At 61.4% G+C, this 12,999-nt stretch carries 9 protein-coding genes; 4 read left to right on the top strand and 5 right to left on the bottom strand.

Going from position 1 to position 12,999, the window contains the following annotated elements; translation table 11 throughout:
* Positions 1 to 133 precede the first annotated feature (133 nt).
* The gene (locus tag HX818_RS07170) at positions 134 to 598 is read right to left on the bottom strand and encodes an Lrp/AsnC family transcriptional regulator (protein ID WP_032899475.1); all 465 of its coding nucleotides are present in this window, start codon (positions 596 to 598) and stop codon (positions 134 to 136) included.
* Positions 599 to 757: 159 nt separating this feature from the next.
* On the opposite strand from HX818_RS07170, the gene HX818_RS07175 reads away from it, so the two are divergent.
* The 4 genes from HX818_RS07175 to dkgB all read left to right on the top strand — a co-directional run bounded on the left by HX818_RS07175 (position 758) and on the right by dkgB (position 7,090).
* Positions 758 to 2,584 (top strand): tyrosinase family protein, encoded by a 1,827-nt coding sequence (locus tag HX818_RS07175; protein ID WP_177019720.1) that lies wholly within the window; start codon positions 758 to 760, stop codon positions 2,582 to 2,584.
* Positions 2,581 to 4,317: a hypothetical protein gene (locus HX818_RS07180; RefSeq protein WP_003211551.1), complete on the top strand. Its 1,737-nt coding sequence runs from the start codon at positions 2,581 to 2,583 to the stop codon at positions 4,315 to 4,317. Before HX818_RS07175 ends, HX818_RS07180 begins: the two co-directional genes overlap by 4 nt.
* A 65-nt stretch (positions 4,318 to 4,382) precedes the next feature.
* Positions 4,383 to 5,993, top strand: coding sequence for a hypothetical protein (locus HX818_RS07185; RefSeq protein ID WP_177019721.1), 1,611 nt, complete (start codon positions 4,383 to 4,385; stop codon positions 5,991 to 5,993).
* Positions 5,994 to 6,286: 293 nt separating this feature from the next.
* Positions 6,287 to 7,090 carry a 2,5-didehydrogluconate reductase DkgB gene (gene dkgB, locus HX818_RS07190; RefSeq protein ID WP_177009741.1) on the top strand — a complete coding sequence of 268 codons (804 nt, stop codon included), beginning with the start codon at positions 6,287 to 6,289 and terminating at the stop codon, positions 7,088 to 7,090.
* On the opposite strand, the gene HX818_RS07195 is transcribed toward dkgB, so the two are convergent.
* The 4 genes from HX818_RS07195 to HX818_RS07210 form a co-directional block, all read right to left on the bottom strand.
* Positions 7,087 to 7,518, bottom strand: a complete 432-nt coding sequence (locus HX818_RS07195) for a chemotaxis protein CheY (protein ID WP_177019722.1) — start codon at positions 7,516 to 7,518, stop codon at positions 7,087 to 7,089. The two genes, dkgB and HX818_RS07195, sit on opposite strands and share 4 nt — an antisense overlap.
* Before the next feature lie 135 nt (positions 7,519 to 7,653).
* Complete coding sequence (locus HX818_RS07200) at positions 7,654 to 11,289, bottom strand: transporter substrate-binding domain-containing protein (protein ID WP_177019723.1); 3,636 nt, start codon at positions 11,287 to 11,289, stop codon at positions 7,654 to 7,656.
* A gap of 1 nt (position 11,290) precedes the next feature.
* A complete protein-coding gene (locus HX818_RS07205) occupies positions 11,291 to 11,917 on the bottom strand; it encodes a response regulator transcription factor (protein WP_003211560.1) in 627 nt (208 codons plus the stop codon).
* Between the two features lie 293 nt (positions 11,918 to 12,210).
* Complete coding sequence (locus HX818_RS07210; protein WP_003211562.1) at positions 12,211 to 12,927, bottom strand: MgtC/SapB family protein; 717 nt, start codon at positions 12,925 to 12,927, stop codon at positions 12,211 to 12,213.
* Positions 12,928 to 12,999 lie beyond the last annotated feature (72 nt).

Consider the following 12,999-nt stretch of genomic DNA (forward strand, 5'->3'; position numbering starts at 1 on the left):
GCGAGGCACCGAGTGGTGGGGCAAAGACCTTTTGGTTACTTTTGGCTGGGCCGGCATTCCGGGCGTTTGCCAAAAGTGACCCGCTGTAAGAGCGGAACCATAAGCGGCCGTTACCGAAGAAACGGATATGTACTCAAACCAAAGACCCCGGCAACGGCAGTTCATAAGACTTCTTAACCGTCCGCACTACCAAAGTAGACGAATAAGTACGAATCGGAATATCCCGATAAATCTCTAAAAACCGATAGATATAATCAGTGTACTCAGTGGCATCCCGAAACTTCGCAACCATCACAAAATCAAACTCCCCGGTCAGCAGATAACAGTCCTGAATCTCCGGATGACTCGCCAGGATATGCTGCATCTTGCGGTCGATATCATTGCTGTCCCTATCAAGCTTGATCAGGAAGAACGCCGTAACCTGAATCCCAAGCTTGCGCTCATCCAGCACCGCCACCTTGGCCTTGATGATCCCGACACTCTCCAACCGCCTGATACGCCGGTAACAACTGGTTGAAGACAGCCCGACACTGTCACTCAACAACTCCAGACTCTGACTGCAATCCCTTTGCAATTTCCCCAGAATCTTCAAATCCATGGCATCTGTCATTTTTTCCATATCTTCCTTGAAAAAACTGCAATGAATCCACCGTAAACACCCACCAATTTGCACAAATCCTGCGCGGTGGCGCACTAACATCAATCCAGCTTAGCAGCCCAGCCAAATCAGGCACCGGGGCCGCATGAGAGGGATCTTATGATAGTCGCGAAACCGACATGGGCCACCGATATCCACGGCCTATTCAGCGCCCCCTACTGGATCCCCCAAGAGCAACGCGCCGCCGTCGCCGCCTCCTGGGTGGGCTGCATGAACGCCTACTTCGTATTCCTCGAAGACCCCGCCTCCGTCAAGACCTGGTCCGAAACCATCTACCAGCACCTGGCCTCCCGCAGCATGCCGCTGACCCTCGACCAGCAGCAGTTCTGGCCCATCGACGCGCTGGAAACCTTCAGGCTGTGGGTCAACCAGGGCTGGCGCCTCACTCCCGCCTCACCGTTCGACGAGGCAGAACGCATTCCCCCACCCGACCTGCCCCACCCGGTCAAACGCGTGCGCCAGGACATTCGCGCACTTACGCAGGAACAACTGAACCTGTACCGCTCACGCCTCGATGACGTAATGCAGGTGGCCAACGCCGACAGCGGCTCCCCGTGGCAGCGTTACGCCTATATCCACACCAACTGGTGCCTGCATTACCAGGAAGCGTTTGCCCTGTGGCACCGGGCCTATCTGCTGTACCTGGAAGCGCTGATCGACTGCCCCATTCCCTACTGGGACTGGATGGCCGAAGACGCCAGTGTCGACGGCAGCCCCCAGGCCGGCTTGCCCCAGGCGTTTCTCGATGAAACCTACGTGCACCCGCACACCGGCGAGGTTCGCCCTAATCCGTTGCGCTACGCCGCTGCCAAGGACGGTTGTTCGAAGGTCTGTGAAAAAGCCAGGGTACCCGGTGTGGACTGCCGCTTCGTGCAACGCAACCCGCTGTTCTACACCCAGGGCGAGACGCAGCGCGTCGAACGCACCCAGTTGTACGGCATGAGCCGGATTTTCCAGCAACAGGTGGTCGATGCCCTGAAGTTCAACACCTTCAGCCAGCCCCAGGGCGTGCCAGGTTATCCCTGGGCGAACATCCCGGTGTTTGATCCCCCCCAGGAAGATGACCTGTACCCCAACCGCGCGCTGAATTTCGACGGGCTCTACGAGCAGCCCCACGACAACTATCACGGCTGGATCGGCGGCGACATGGCCGACAACGCCTACACCGCGTTCGACCCGGTGTTCAGCTCCTACCACGCCAATATCGACCGGATGCTGGAGGTCTGGATCCGCGCCCACCCGGCAGCGCAGTACACCACCCAGTGCCTGCTCCAGCCGTTTGCCGGCAGCGAGGCCGACGATGTCACCTTCACCAGTGCCGACGCCTGGCGCTACACCACCCTGGGGGACATGGCCCAGGACAGTCGGCATATCGGCTATGACTACGGTGTGCCCGTCGCCCCGCCCTTTGGCACCCGCCGCCCGGCCGCAAAAGCCTGCTGCCAGCAAAGTTCGACGCCGATGCAAGCGCAGGAACAAACCGCAAGCCTGGGCCCGTGGGTGGTGTTCGACCATGTGCGCTGCACCCACGACACCTACCTGATCGACGTATTCCTCAACCAGCCCGACGCCACGCCGCAGCAGGTGAGCGCCGACAATCCGCACTATGTCGGGCGCTTCAGTCGCATCGGCATGGGCCTGGTGGATGACAAGGGCCGCTGCATCACCCATGGCGTGTCACGCGCGCTGAATGCCGCGCGCACTGCTGCCGCATTGAACCTTCGCCCCACTGACACCACGCAGTTATCCGTGGTGGTGACCCATCTCGATAGTGCCCGGGTGTTGACGCCGCAGGAGTACGCGCCGCTGCCTGGCTTTATCGCCCAACTGGTGTGGGACGACCCGCGCCAAACCGTCGCCGGCCCTGCTCCCAGTGCCGGTTGCTGCTCCGTTTCCACCACAACAACACCTGGAGAATCGACATGAGCACACCCTTCAAACAATTCACCTCTCCCGCCGGGCAAGCTCCCAAGGACTACAACAAGCTGGGCCTGGAAAACCAGTTGCCGCAGTTTGAAACCGACTGGAACAACGACCTCACCGGCTGGACCCAGTCTGCGATCATCGGCAACCCGTGGTCGGGCCTCAATGACGCGCCGCGCTCGGGCTATTACAACCCACTGGTGGAAGGCTACGGCCCCACCACGCCGCCGGCGATTACCTGGGCGCCCTTCCCCAATCGGCTGTGGACGTTTTTCTACAACAACGGCACGGCGGTGATTCCGCAGTTGGGCGGCAAGGCCATGTCCATGCAACAGGTGATGGAGCTGACCGACAACGGCCAGATTACGATCAACAACACCCTGTACATGCTCTACGACCCGAAGAAGCAAGGCACCCTGCTGCAACTCCCCGTCACTCGCTGCCCGAGCATCGACTGGCAAGGCAAGTACAAGGATTTCTCGCCCTCTGGCCCCCGTGGCTGGCTTGACGAATATTGCGAGTGGTCCATCGTGCGTGATGCCGACGGCAACATGCGCAAGATCACCTTCACTTGCGAAAACCCGGCGTATTTCCTGGCCATGTGGCGCATCGATCCGACTGCTGTACTGGGGCTGTATCGCGACTACATCGACCCACAGGTGCAACTCGAAGACCTGTACCTGCGCTACACCGCCGACTGCCCGACCGGTAAGGCCGGCGATCCGGTCATCGACCCCACCACCGGTCAACCGGCCTACGACACCGTCAACAAATGGAACGCCGGCACCGCCTGTGTGCCTGGCCAGTACGGCGGTGCGATGCACCTGACCTCCGGCCCCAACACCCTGAGCGCCGAGGTGTACCTGGCTGCCGCGGCGACCATCCTGCGGCCATTGAGCAGCAGCCAGAATTCCCAGGCGTTGATCTGCTGCGCGCAATACGGGCAGAACTACCGCAACTCCGATCCGCATATCGGTTTCTCGGCCAACAGCGTGGCAGTGAACAACCGGCTGTCGCTGACCAACCCCATCGGCCTGTACCTGCAACAACCCACCGACTTCTCGGCGTGGAAAGGCCCCCAGGGCCAGGACGTCAGCCAGTACTGGAAAATCACCCGTGGCACCGCCAAGTCCGCCGCCAACGGCTCCGACCAGATTCTGCAAGCGGTGTTTGAAGTGCCGGTCAGCGCCGGGTTCTCGATAAACGACATCACCATCAGCGGCCAGCCGATCGACTACGTGTGGGTGATTGCCCAGCAGTTGCTGGTGGGCCTGAGTGTGACAACCACGCCCATCAGCCCGACGCCGGATTCCTGCCCGTGCGTGACGGACCGGGTCAACGGTGTGCAACCCTGGCCGGTACAGCTGTTGCCGCTGGACCTGTTCTACGGGCAGTCACCCACCGACCTGCCGGCCTGGCTGGCACCCGGCACCAGCGGGCAGTTTGCCCTGGTGGTGCAAGGCGCCGACCTCAAGACCACCGCCGAGACGGCGCGGGTGCAATTCTCCAATCCTGGGGTGACGGCGCAGGTCACAAAGTTCCTGCCGGATGCCTCGGCCATCCCCGGGCAAACCAACTCCGGTGGCACCCAGGGCTACCTGCTGACCATCACCGTAAGCCCCACTGCCGCACCGGGGCTGGTGACAGTGCGCGCCCTCAACCCGGGCGAAGCCGATAACCCCAGCGCGGCGGAACACCCATGGGAATCCGGATTGGCGCTGGTGCCTGGCGCCTGACTGATACAGCCCATCAGCCGCACCCACCCAGGGTGCGGCTTTACCTGCTTGCAAGGAGCGCGATGATGTCCAGGTTACGCTTGAGTGTTTTATCGCTGCTGACCAGTGTGGTGCTGAGCCTGTTCGCCATGCAGGCCGCCTACGCATCCCCCACTTCCGACGCCGACGCTTGCGTGCAGCAACAGTTGGTGTTCAACCCGAAAAGCGGCGGCTTCTTGCCGATCAACAACTTCAACGCCACCGGCCAGAGCTTCATGAATTGCTTTGGCTGGCAGTTGTTCATTGCCCTGAACTGGCCGGTGAATCCCGGTTGGCCAGCCACACCTGCCCTCGCGGGTGAGCCGGACATGAACAGTACCCTGGCGCAATTCGGCGTACCGACTGCCTCCGGGCAGCCGATGAGCGTGGCGCCGGTATGGGCCAGCTACAAGGACGCCAACGATATCTTCCTGCCCGGCGCGCCCGCGCCCACCGGCTGGGGCGTGCAAACCCTGGTGCCGTCCAATTGCAGCACCCAGGGCAGCCTCAGGGCGATGTCGGTGGGGGCGCGCAAGTTCATGACCGCCACCTCCGAAAGCGCGATCAACGCGCGGCATGGGTTTCACCTGTCCAGCGGCACCCTGGCCTCGATTCCGGACCCGATCATGGAAGCCTCCGGCGGCTGGCTGACGGACCAGTCGCAGAACCTGGTGTTTTTTGAACGCAAGGTGGGCAAGGCCGAGTTCGACTACATCGTCAGCAAAGGGCTGTACGACGCGGCCAACCAGCTGAAAGTCGCGCAGAACCTCGACAACCAGAACCCCGGCGGGCTCTCCTTGCCCATCGGTGAACCCATGCGCTCGCTGCCGCCCAACCCGGTGCCGCAGGAGCAACTGGGAGCTCTGGAGGTCAAGGCAGCATGGCGAATCCTCACCGGCAAACCCGAGCTCTACGGACGTTACCTGACCACCGTCGCCTGGCTCAAAAACCCGGCCACCTTGCAGTGCACCCAGCAGGTGGTGGGCCTGGTGGGCCTGCATATCATCAACAAGACCCAGGCCTCGCCCAACTTTATCTGGACCACCTTCGAGCAAGTGGACAACGTGCCGGAACCCGACCAGGTGCCGCCACAACAAACGCCGCCCGACAGCTTTGCCTTCAACAACCCGAACTGCGGCACCGGCCCCGAATGCACGCCGAACGTGGCGCGTATCCAGTGCAAGCAGCAGCATCCGGACCGCGACTGCACCGAGCCGTTTCCACGGGACCAACCCGTGCAGACCACCCGGGAACATCCGCTGCCCACTGAACTGCAGGCGCTTAACGGCGCGGTGCAGGCCAATTTCGCCCAGCAGAGCCAGGGCAAGTCGGTGTTCCAGTACTACAAACTGATCAACGTACTCTGGACCCTCACCCCCAACCCGCCCACCCAGCCGGAACCGGGTGTCAGTGCGCAAGTGCCGCTGTCCTACGGGCCGTTTATCAGCCAGGGCAACGTACCGGTGGCCAACACCACCCTGGAGACCTACGTCCAGGGCGACAACTGCAATGCCTGTCACCAGTACGCGACCATCGCCGGCAGCTCGACCCTGGCCTCGGACTTTTCGTTCCTGTTCAACAGTGCCGATTCGGCCAGCAAGAAAAGCCTGGTCAAGCGCGTAAAAGCCTTCCAGACCCTCAAGGACAGTTCACCCTGAACTCGACTGTTCAGACCGCTGCTCAAGGTTTCTCGGTGCTGTAAGGCCTTGAGCATTTGGTCCTTGCGCTAGCTCCTGCTGGTTAAAAGAGGCGCCCCTTATCAAGTAACGCCCGAAATGTCCGACAGCCCCCCGCATCTACCCGGTAAGACCGCTCTCGAGGGATATCGTGTGGCCACCCGCCGGCCACTCATGACTTTTGGTAAAGAGTCCTTTTCGGATTCAGCGGTTTTTCCGAAGGAACGAGAGGCCGATACTCGACTCCATTGTTCACACCACTTCAGGAGTCACTCATGTCCATTCCCGCATTCGGCCTCGGCACGTTCCGCCTGCAAGGCCAGGTCGTCATCGACTCCGTCAGCACCGGCCTGGAGCTGGGCTATCGCGTCATCGACACCGCACAAATCTACGAAAACGAAGCCGACGTCGGCCAGGCCATCGCCGACAGCGGCATCCCACGGGACGAACTGTTCATCACCAGCAAGATCTGGATCGCCAACTTCGCCGAAGGCCAGCTGATTCCCAGCCTCAAGGAAAGCCTGCGCAAACTCCAGACCGACTACCTGGACCTGACCCTGATCCACTGGCCATCGCCGGAAGACCAGGTACCGGTCGCCGAGTTCATGGGCCAGTTGCTGGAAGCCAAGCGCCAGGGCCTGACCCGCCAGATCGGTATTTCCAACTTCACCGTCGACCTGATGAAGCAGGCAATTGCCGCCGTCGGTGCCGAGCACATCGCGACCAACCAGGTGGAACTGCACCCGTACCTGCAAAACCGCACCGTGGCGGAGTTTGCCAAGGCCCATGGCATCCAGATCACGTCCTACATGACCCTGGCCTACGGCGAAGTGCTGAAGGACCCGGTGATCCAGCAGATCGCCGAACGTCATCAGGCAACCCCGGCGCAAGTGACCCTGGCGTGGGCCATGCAACTGGGCTACGCGGTGATCCCGTCGTCGACCAAGCGCGCCAACCTGGCCAGCAACCTCAAGGCTCTGGACCTGACCCTGAGTGACGCTGAGATGGCGCAGATCGCCGCCCTGGAGCGTGGCCATCGGCTGACCAGCCCCAAAGGCATCGCGCCGAACTGGGACTAAGCCGCAGGGCTGCCGGACAACTCCCGCAGCCACGGCAACACCCGCAACCCGTCGGTGGCTGACGGCGGGTCGATGATGTCCATGAAGTGTTCAAGGTTGATGCTGTCCGGCGTACCCGGCAGGCGCACCAGCAGGGTTGGTGCGGCGGCCGGCGTGCCCAGTTCGCGGCTATCGTAGACCAGCACATGGCGAATCTGCGGGTGCTGTTCCTGGAAGGCCAGCACCCCGCCGTCGCTGTCTGCCAGCCCGGCGTTGATGATCAGCACATCGAACGGCCTGGCCGGAATCGCCGTGAGGATCCGCACTTCTTCGAAGGTCTGCACCGGAACGATGCGGTAGTAGCCCAGTTGGTTGAGCATTTTTTCGATGTACAGTCGTTGCAGATGCTGTTCATCGGCGATCAGGAGGGTCAGTGCTTTGTTTGGCATGGCGAACACCTGAGCAAGAAGCGCTCGTGAAGGACTGGACGCACTATTTTCCAGACATATTCCGAAGACTAAATAAGGCTTGTTCCACCTTCACGTAGGAGTTGTCCCAAACAGCTCAATACCCCTCCGCACCGGTCAAGTCTGATTGCAATACCCCGACAGCGCGTGGTGCAGGTGCGCGAGCGCTTCATCCATGCCATCGACGGCACTGGCCAATTCGTCGCGGGCCTGACGTTCACAAACGCTTTCCAATACCTCGCAGCAAACCATCAGTGCATGGGCCTTGACCATCTTTGCCCCGCCCTTGGTGCGATGGGCCAGGTCATGCAGGCCGGCAAAGTCTGCCTTGCGTTGCAGGTTCACCAGCTGCCCATGGTCTGCCTCAAGGCTGTCGAGCAAGGGCGCCAGCAACTCCTTCACCGCGTCGATATCCCCGCCGGTCAGTTTTTCAAGATGGCTCAAGTCAAAGTCTGCCGCCAGCTCATCCGCGGTGCCGGGCGCTACCGAAGGTGTGGCCGTGCGCCGCGCCAGGGCCGCATGCAAATCCTCAAGCCCGGTGGGTTTGAACAGGCAGCCATCCATGCCCGCCTGCCGGCAGCGCTCGGCTTCCTCGGGCTGGGCGTTGGCGGTAAACCCCAGCAACAGGCACGGCGCCAGGCCACGCTCGCCCTCAAGGGTGCGGATATCCCGCGCCAACTCATAACCGTCCTTGAACGGCATATTGCAGTCGGTAATCACCCCGTCAAAATGCCCGGACAGCCACAACTCAAGCCCCTCGACACCATCTTCGGCGGTGGTGATCCGGTGTCCCAGGAAGCTCAGTTGCCGGGCCAGCAGCAGCCGGTTGGCCGGGTAGTCATCCACCACCAGAATGTTCAGCGCGTGGGCCGGCGGAGTTTCCACGGCAACCGGTACGGGCGGCATCAGCGTGGTGTCGGCGACTGCCAGCTCCAGGGTGACATCCACCCGAGTGCCCTGCCCCAGCAGGCTGCTCAATTGCAATTGTCCCCCCATCATCTCGCACAGGTTGCGGCTGATGACCAGGCCCAGGCCCGAACCGCTGCGCGCCGATTGCGCAGTGTTGCTGCCCTGGATAAACGGGTTGAACAGGCGCTTCTGGTCTTCGACACTGATGCCGATGCCGGTGTCTTCCACCCACAGCCTGAGGTTCAAGTAGCCGCTGGCAATCGCCGACGAGCCGGACGCGCCAAGCCGCACCCGGCCGTGAGGGGTGAACTTGATCGCGTTGCTCAAAAGGTTCGACACCACTTGCTTGAAGCGCATCGGGTCCACCAGCACGTACCGATCAATCAGCGGGTCGAGCTCCACCTGCAGTACCAGGCCCCTGGCCCGCGCCAGCCCCTCGAAAACCCGCGCCACCGACGCCAGCAACTCGTGCAGGTTCGAAGGCTCGAGGGTCAGGGACAGGTGGCCCGATTCTATACGCGCGATATCGAGGATATCGCCGATCAATTCCAGCATGCCCCGCGACGCATCGGCGGCCACCTCCAGCGCATCGCGGTCGGCCCGGTTCTGCTCGGCGGCTTTCAGGGCCAGTTCGATCATGCCGATCACGGCGTTCATGGGCGTGCGGATTTCATGGCTCATGGTCGCGAGAAACGTGGTCTTGGCGCGGTTGGCCGCGTCGGCATCCTCCTTGGCCTCCTGCAACTGGCCGAGCAGTTGCTGCCTTTCGCTGACATCCACCCAGCCGGCGATCATGCCCACCACCTGTTCATTACCGTCGCGGTACGGCAGCATCCAGTGGTAGATGGTCAGGACCGCACCGCCCGGCACCTTGAGCACGCGGTCCTGGATCTGTGGCTCGCCCCGCTCCATCAAGCGCAGGTAATCCTGATGAAAAGACTCGGCCTGGGGGCGATTGCCGGTGTCGGTCTCGACCACGGTTTTACCGGTCACGTCCTCCAGCTTGAAACCGAACACATCAAGGTAAGCGCTATTGCACGCCATCAGCCGGCCCAGGCGATCACGCACATAAATCGGATGGGGCGTGCCGTCGATCAGCACGCCCATAAAGCGCATCTGATCACTCAGTGCCCGTTCGGCCTCGACGCGCTTGCGTATCAGCTGACGCAGATAAATCGCCCAGCCGAGGGTGATCAGCAACAGCAGCGCCGCCAGGCTGAAACCTTGAATAATCGCATTGCGGTGCCGCGCCCAGTAGCTGTCTTCAACCAATACCTCGCTACGCCAGTGGCCAGCCAATTCGTCCATTTCCTGGGGCGTAATACTCAGCAGCGCCTTGTCGAGGATCGAATACAACTCCAGTTGGCTGCGGTTGACGCCAAAGGCTATACGGGCCGGCTCGGACCCGACCGTGCTGGTGATCCGCAACCGGTCACGGTACTCGCGGGCAATCATGTAGCGGGCGCTGATCAAGGTATTGACGGCGGCATCGGCACCGCCATCGGCCACCAGCTCCATGCCGTGCTCGGGGTTCTCGACGTCCACGAACTTGATGCTCGGATAGTCCTGGGCGATGCCCTCCTGCAGGCTATTGCTGCCAATCAGCGCCAGGCGCTTGCCGGCCATGTCTTCCAGGGTAAGGGGGCTGCCGTCATCAATGCGACTGACCAACACAAACGGATTGGTCAGGTAAGGCCGGGTAATGCGTACCTTGTCCGTGCGCTCGACGCTGGGGGTGACCACCGCGATCATGTCTGCACCACCGGTGTTGACCCTGTCGATTTGCCGGAGCATCGAGGTGCCGGGAATGAAGTCAAACTTCAATCCCGTGCGCAAGCTGATGCGGGCCAGCACCTCGGCGCTCAACCCTTCGAACGCGCCCTGCTTGTCGATAAATGAAACCGGCAGGAACTTGTCGAGTACCGCGACCTTGATCCTCGGGTTCTTGTCCAGCCAACGCTGTTCACTGGCACTCAAGCGCAACCGGTCCGGCCCCAGGAACCCCAGGTTGCCGGCACTCCAGCGCCGCAGGATTTCCATCTGCTCGCTGACCGGGATCACCGCCAGTGCCGCGTTGATGATCGGCAGCAAGCGCGCGTTGTCCCGGGAAAATGCAAACGCGAAGGGATTGACCTCAAGTGACGAGAAGTCGGCCATGCGGACGTTGTTCAGGTGGTTCCTGTTGATCAGGTAGTTGGTGCTGATTGCATCGCCGAGGTAAACATCTGCATGGCCGAACGCAACCGCGCCGATGGCCTCGAAGGTTGAAGGGAACAGCTGGATCCGGGCATTGGGGTAAAACGCCTGCACCGCGTCAGGCTGCATGTAGTGATAAAACATCGCCACACGTTTATCGGCCAGGTCGCTGCTCAGGCCCTGGCTGTCACCCGTGCGGGTGACCAGGGTCGGTTGATCCATGGCATAGGAGCGCGAGAGTACCAACTGCGGGTCTGCCGCCTCGTAGCCGTTGGCAGATCCCACAAAATCCACCTCGCCACGCTTGAGCGCGGTGATGACTTCATCGCGATTGTCGTAGCGGCGCACTTCTATCGTGATGTTCAGCGCATCGGCGATCAGCGACGCGTAATCCGCCGTAATCCCCTCGAGTTCATCGCTGGTGCTCAACTCGAATGGTGCGTAGTCGGGCCCAGAGATCCCCATCAACAACCGGCGCCGTTCGCGCAGCCAGCTCCACTGCGTTTCATGCAACCGTACGGCGGGCGTTTCAATGACGGAATGCCCCAACAGATACAGGGTGCGCGGCTCGCCAAGCGCCAGGCCTTGTGTGCAGAGCGCGCCCAGCAGCACACTTGCGCTGAGCCACAAGACCCGAAAGTTGATCATTTCAGATCAGATGATTGCGCTGGGCGAACTTGGACAAATGCACCACCGACGACATCCGCAGCTTCTCCTTCAGTCGGGTTTTATAAGTGCTGATGGTCTTGTGGCTGAGCAACATGTCCTCGGCAATTTCCTTGTTACCCAACCCCAGCGCCAGCTTCTGCAGTACGGTCAGCTCGCGGTCGGAAAGCTCTGCCACCAGGTCCTGCTCGGTGGATTGCAAATCGTCGCGGCGCACCGAGCTGGTGGGCAGGCTCGGAAAGCAGCTGTAGTTGGACATCACGGCCTTGATCGCTTTTTGCAGCTCATCCAGCTCGCCGGTCTTGGCGACAAACCCCATCGCGCCGGCACGCATGCAGCGGGTGGAAAAAAACACCGCCAGGTAGGACGTCAGCACCAGGATCTTGCACGGCAGGCCCAGCGCCTTGATCCGGCTGATCACCTCCAGGCCACCCAGCTTCGGCATCGCCAGGTCGAGGATGATCAGCTCGGGGCGCTCCTCCCGGGCAATCTGCATGGCATCGGCGCCGTTGCCGGCCTCGAAGATCGTGTCGAAGCCTTCCTGCTTCAGCAGATAGCGGACGGTTGCGCGGATAAATGGATGGTCATCCACGATTAAAGCTTTGCTCATAAGGCTCCCCTGGGAGGATTCAGTACCGTTACACATCACACGGGACCTATCTACCTGTGAGAAATGACAGTTCCGACGAACGGAACTGAACAGTCCTACAAGCAGCAGTCGGGTCCCTCCATTTGAACAGCGCATAACCCTAGGTAGGCGGCACCTGCGTGCCTGGCTAGTCGCAAGCGCGCAACCTTACCAATGGAACGGCGTAACAACTGAAGGGATAGTCCCAGCTGTATGTAGGACTTTTCCTCACCATAAGCATAGTAAAGAGCCGGTCCCAGGGGCGCCAAGGCGGCCTAGTCGGTGGTACTCGGACTCCAGAACGCTTGCACCACAAGGGCTGAAGTGGAAATACGCGCCACCAGCGCATCCAGTTCGTCACCGTCTACCGAGGTCACGGCCAGCGTCGCCTCGATTTCCACCTCTTCAGGACCAAAGGGACGTACGTCCACATCACTGGCCGGGTAGTTGCAGCGAGCAAGTTCGGCTTCGAGCAAGGCCAATACCGCCTTCTGCTGGGTACGCCGGGCCACCACATACAGAATGTTGGTCACCTCGGCCGACACCACGTCCAGTGGCTGGCGGTTGATGTTATTGACGATCGGGCGCAGCAGCGTGTTGGCCGCCAGCACAAACAGCGTACCGAGCAGCGCTTCGAGGATCAGGTCGGCACCGGCACAGGCACCCACCGCCGCCGACGCCCAGAGCGTGGCCGCAGTATTCAGGCCGCGCACGTTGCCTTCTTCACGCATGATCACACCGGCACCGAGAAAACCGATGCCCGAGACCACATAGGCCACGACCCGCACCGCCCCTTCGGCGCCGCCCAGGCGGTTGGCCATGTCGACGAAAATCGCCGCTCCCACCGCCACCAGCACGTTGGTGCGCAGCCCCGCCGTGCGCTGGCGGTACTGACGCTCAAACCCGATCAGGCCACCGAGAATGAAGGCCGCGGTGAGGCTGACCAGCGTGTCGATCAGCGAGTTGAGGTTGATGTTGTTGATTGCTTGCATAGGCGTCTTCCCTATTCATGACCAGCCAAACTTACGCGAGGAAACCTTCGGCCAGGTACGACCATCCTGGGC

Source organism: Pseudomonas sp. F9001, from assembly GCF_013385435.1.
In the GTDB taxonomy this organism is placed as follows: Bacteria; Pseudomonadota; Gammaproteobacteria; order Pseudomonadales; family Pseudomonadaceae; genus Aquipseudomonas.

What these genes read in the sequence shown, in the direction of transcription:
- HX818_RS07170 (WP_032899475.1), bottom strand. Translation starts at nt 598, where the DNA reads ATGGATTTGAAGATTCTGGGGAAATTGCAAAGGGATTGCAGTCAGAGT.
- HX818_RS07175 (WP_177019720.1), top strand. Translation starts at nt 758, where the DNA reads ATGATAGTCGCGAAACCGACATGGGCCACCGATATCCACGGCCTATTC.
- HX818_RS07180 (WP_003211551.1), top strand. Translation starts at nt 2,581, where the DNA reads ATGAGCACACCCTTCAAACAATTCACCTCTCCCGCCGGGCAAGCTCCC.
- HX818_RS07185 (WP_177019721.1), top strand. Translation starts at nt 4,383, where the DNA reads ATGTCCAGGTTACGCTTGAGTGTTTTATCGCTGCTGACCAGTGTGGTG.
- dkgB (WP_177009741.1), top strand. Translation starts at nt 6,287, where the DNA reads ATGTCCATTCCCGCATTCGGCCTCGGCACGTTCCGCCTGCAAGGCCAG.
- HX818_RS07195 (WP_177019722.1), bottom strand. Translation starts at nt 7,518, where the DNA reads ATGCCAAACAAAGCACTGACCCTCCTGATCGCCGATGAACAGCATCTG.
- HX818_RS07200 (WP_177019723.1), bottom strand. Translation starts at nt 11,289, where the DNA reads ATGATCAACTTTCGGGTCTTGTGGCTCAGCGCAAGTGTGCTGCTGGGC.
- HX818_RS07205 (WP_003211560.1), bottom strand. Translation starts at nt 11,917, where the DNA reads ATGAGCAAAGCTTTAATCGTGGATGACCATCCATTTATCCGCGCAACC.
- HX818_RS07210 (WP_003211562.1), bottom strand. Translation starts at nt 12,927, where the DNA reads ATGCAAGCAATCAACAACATCAACCTCAACTCGCTGATCGACACGCTG.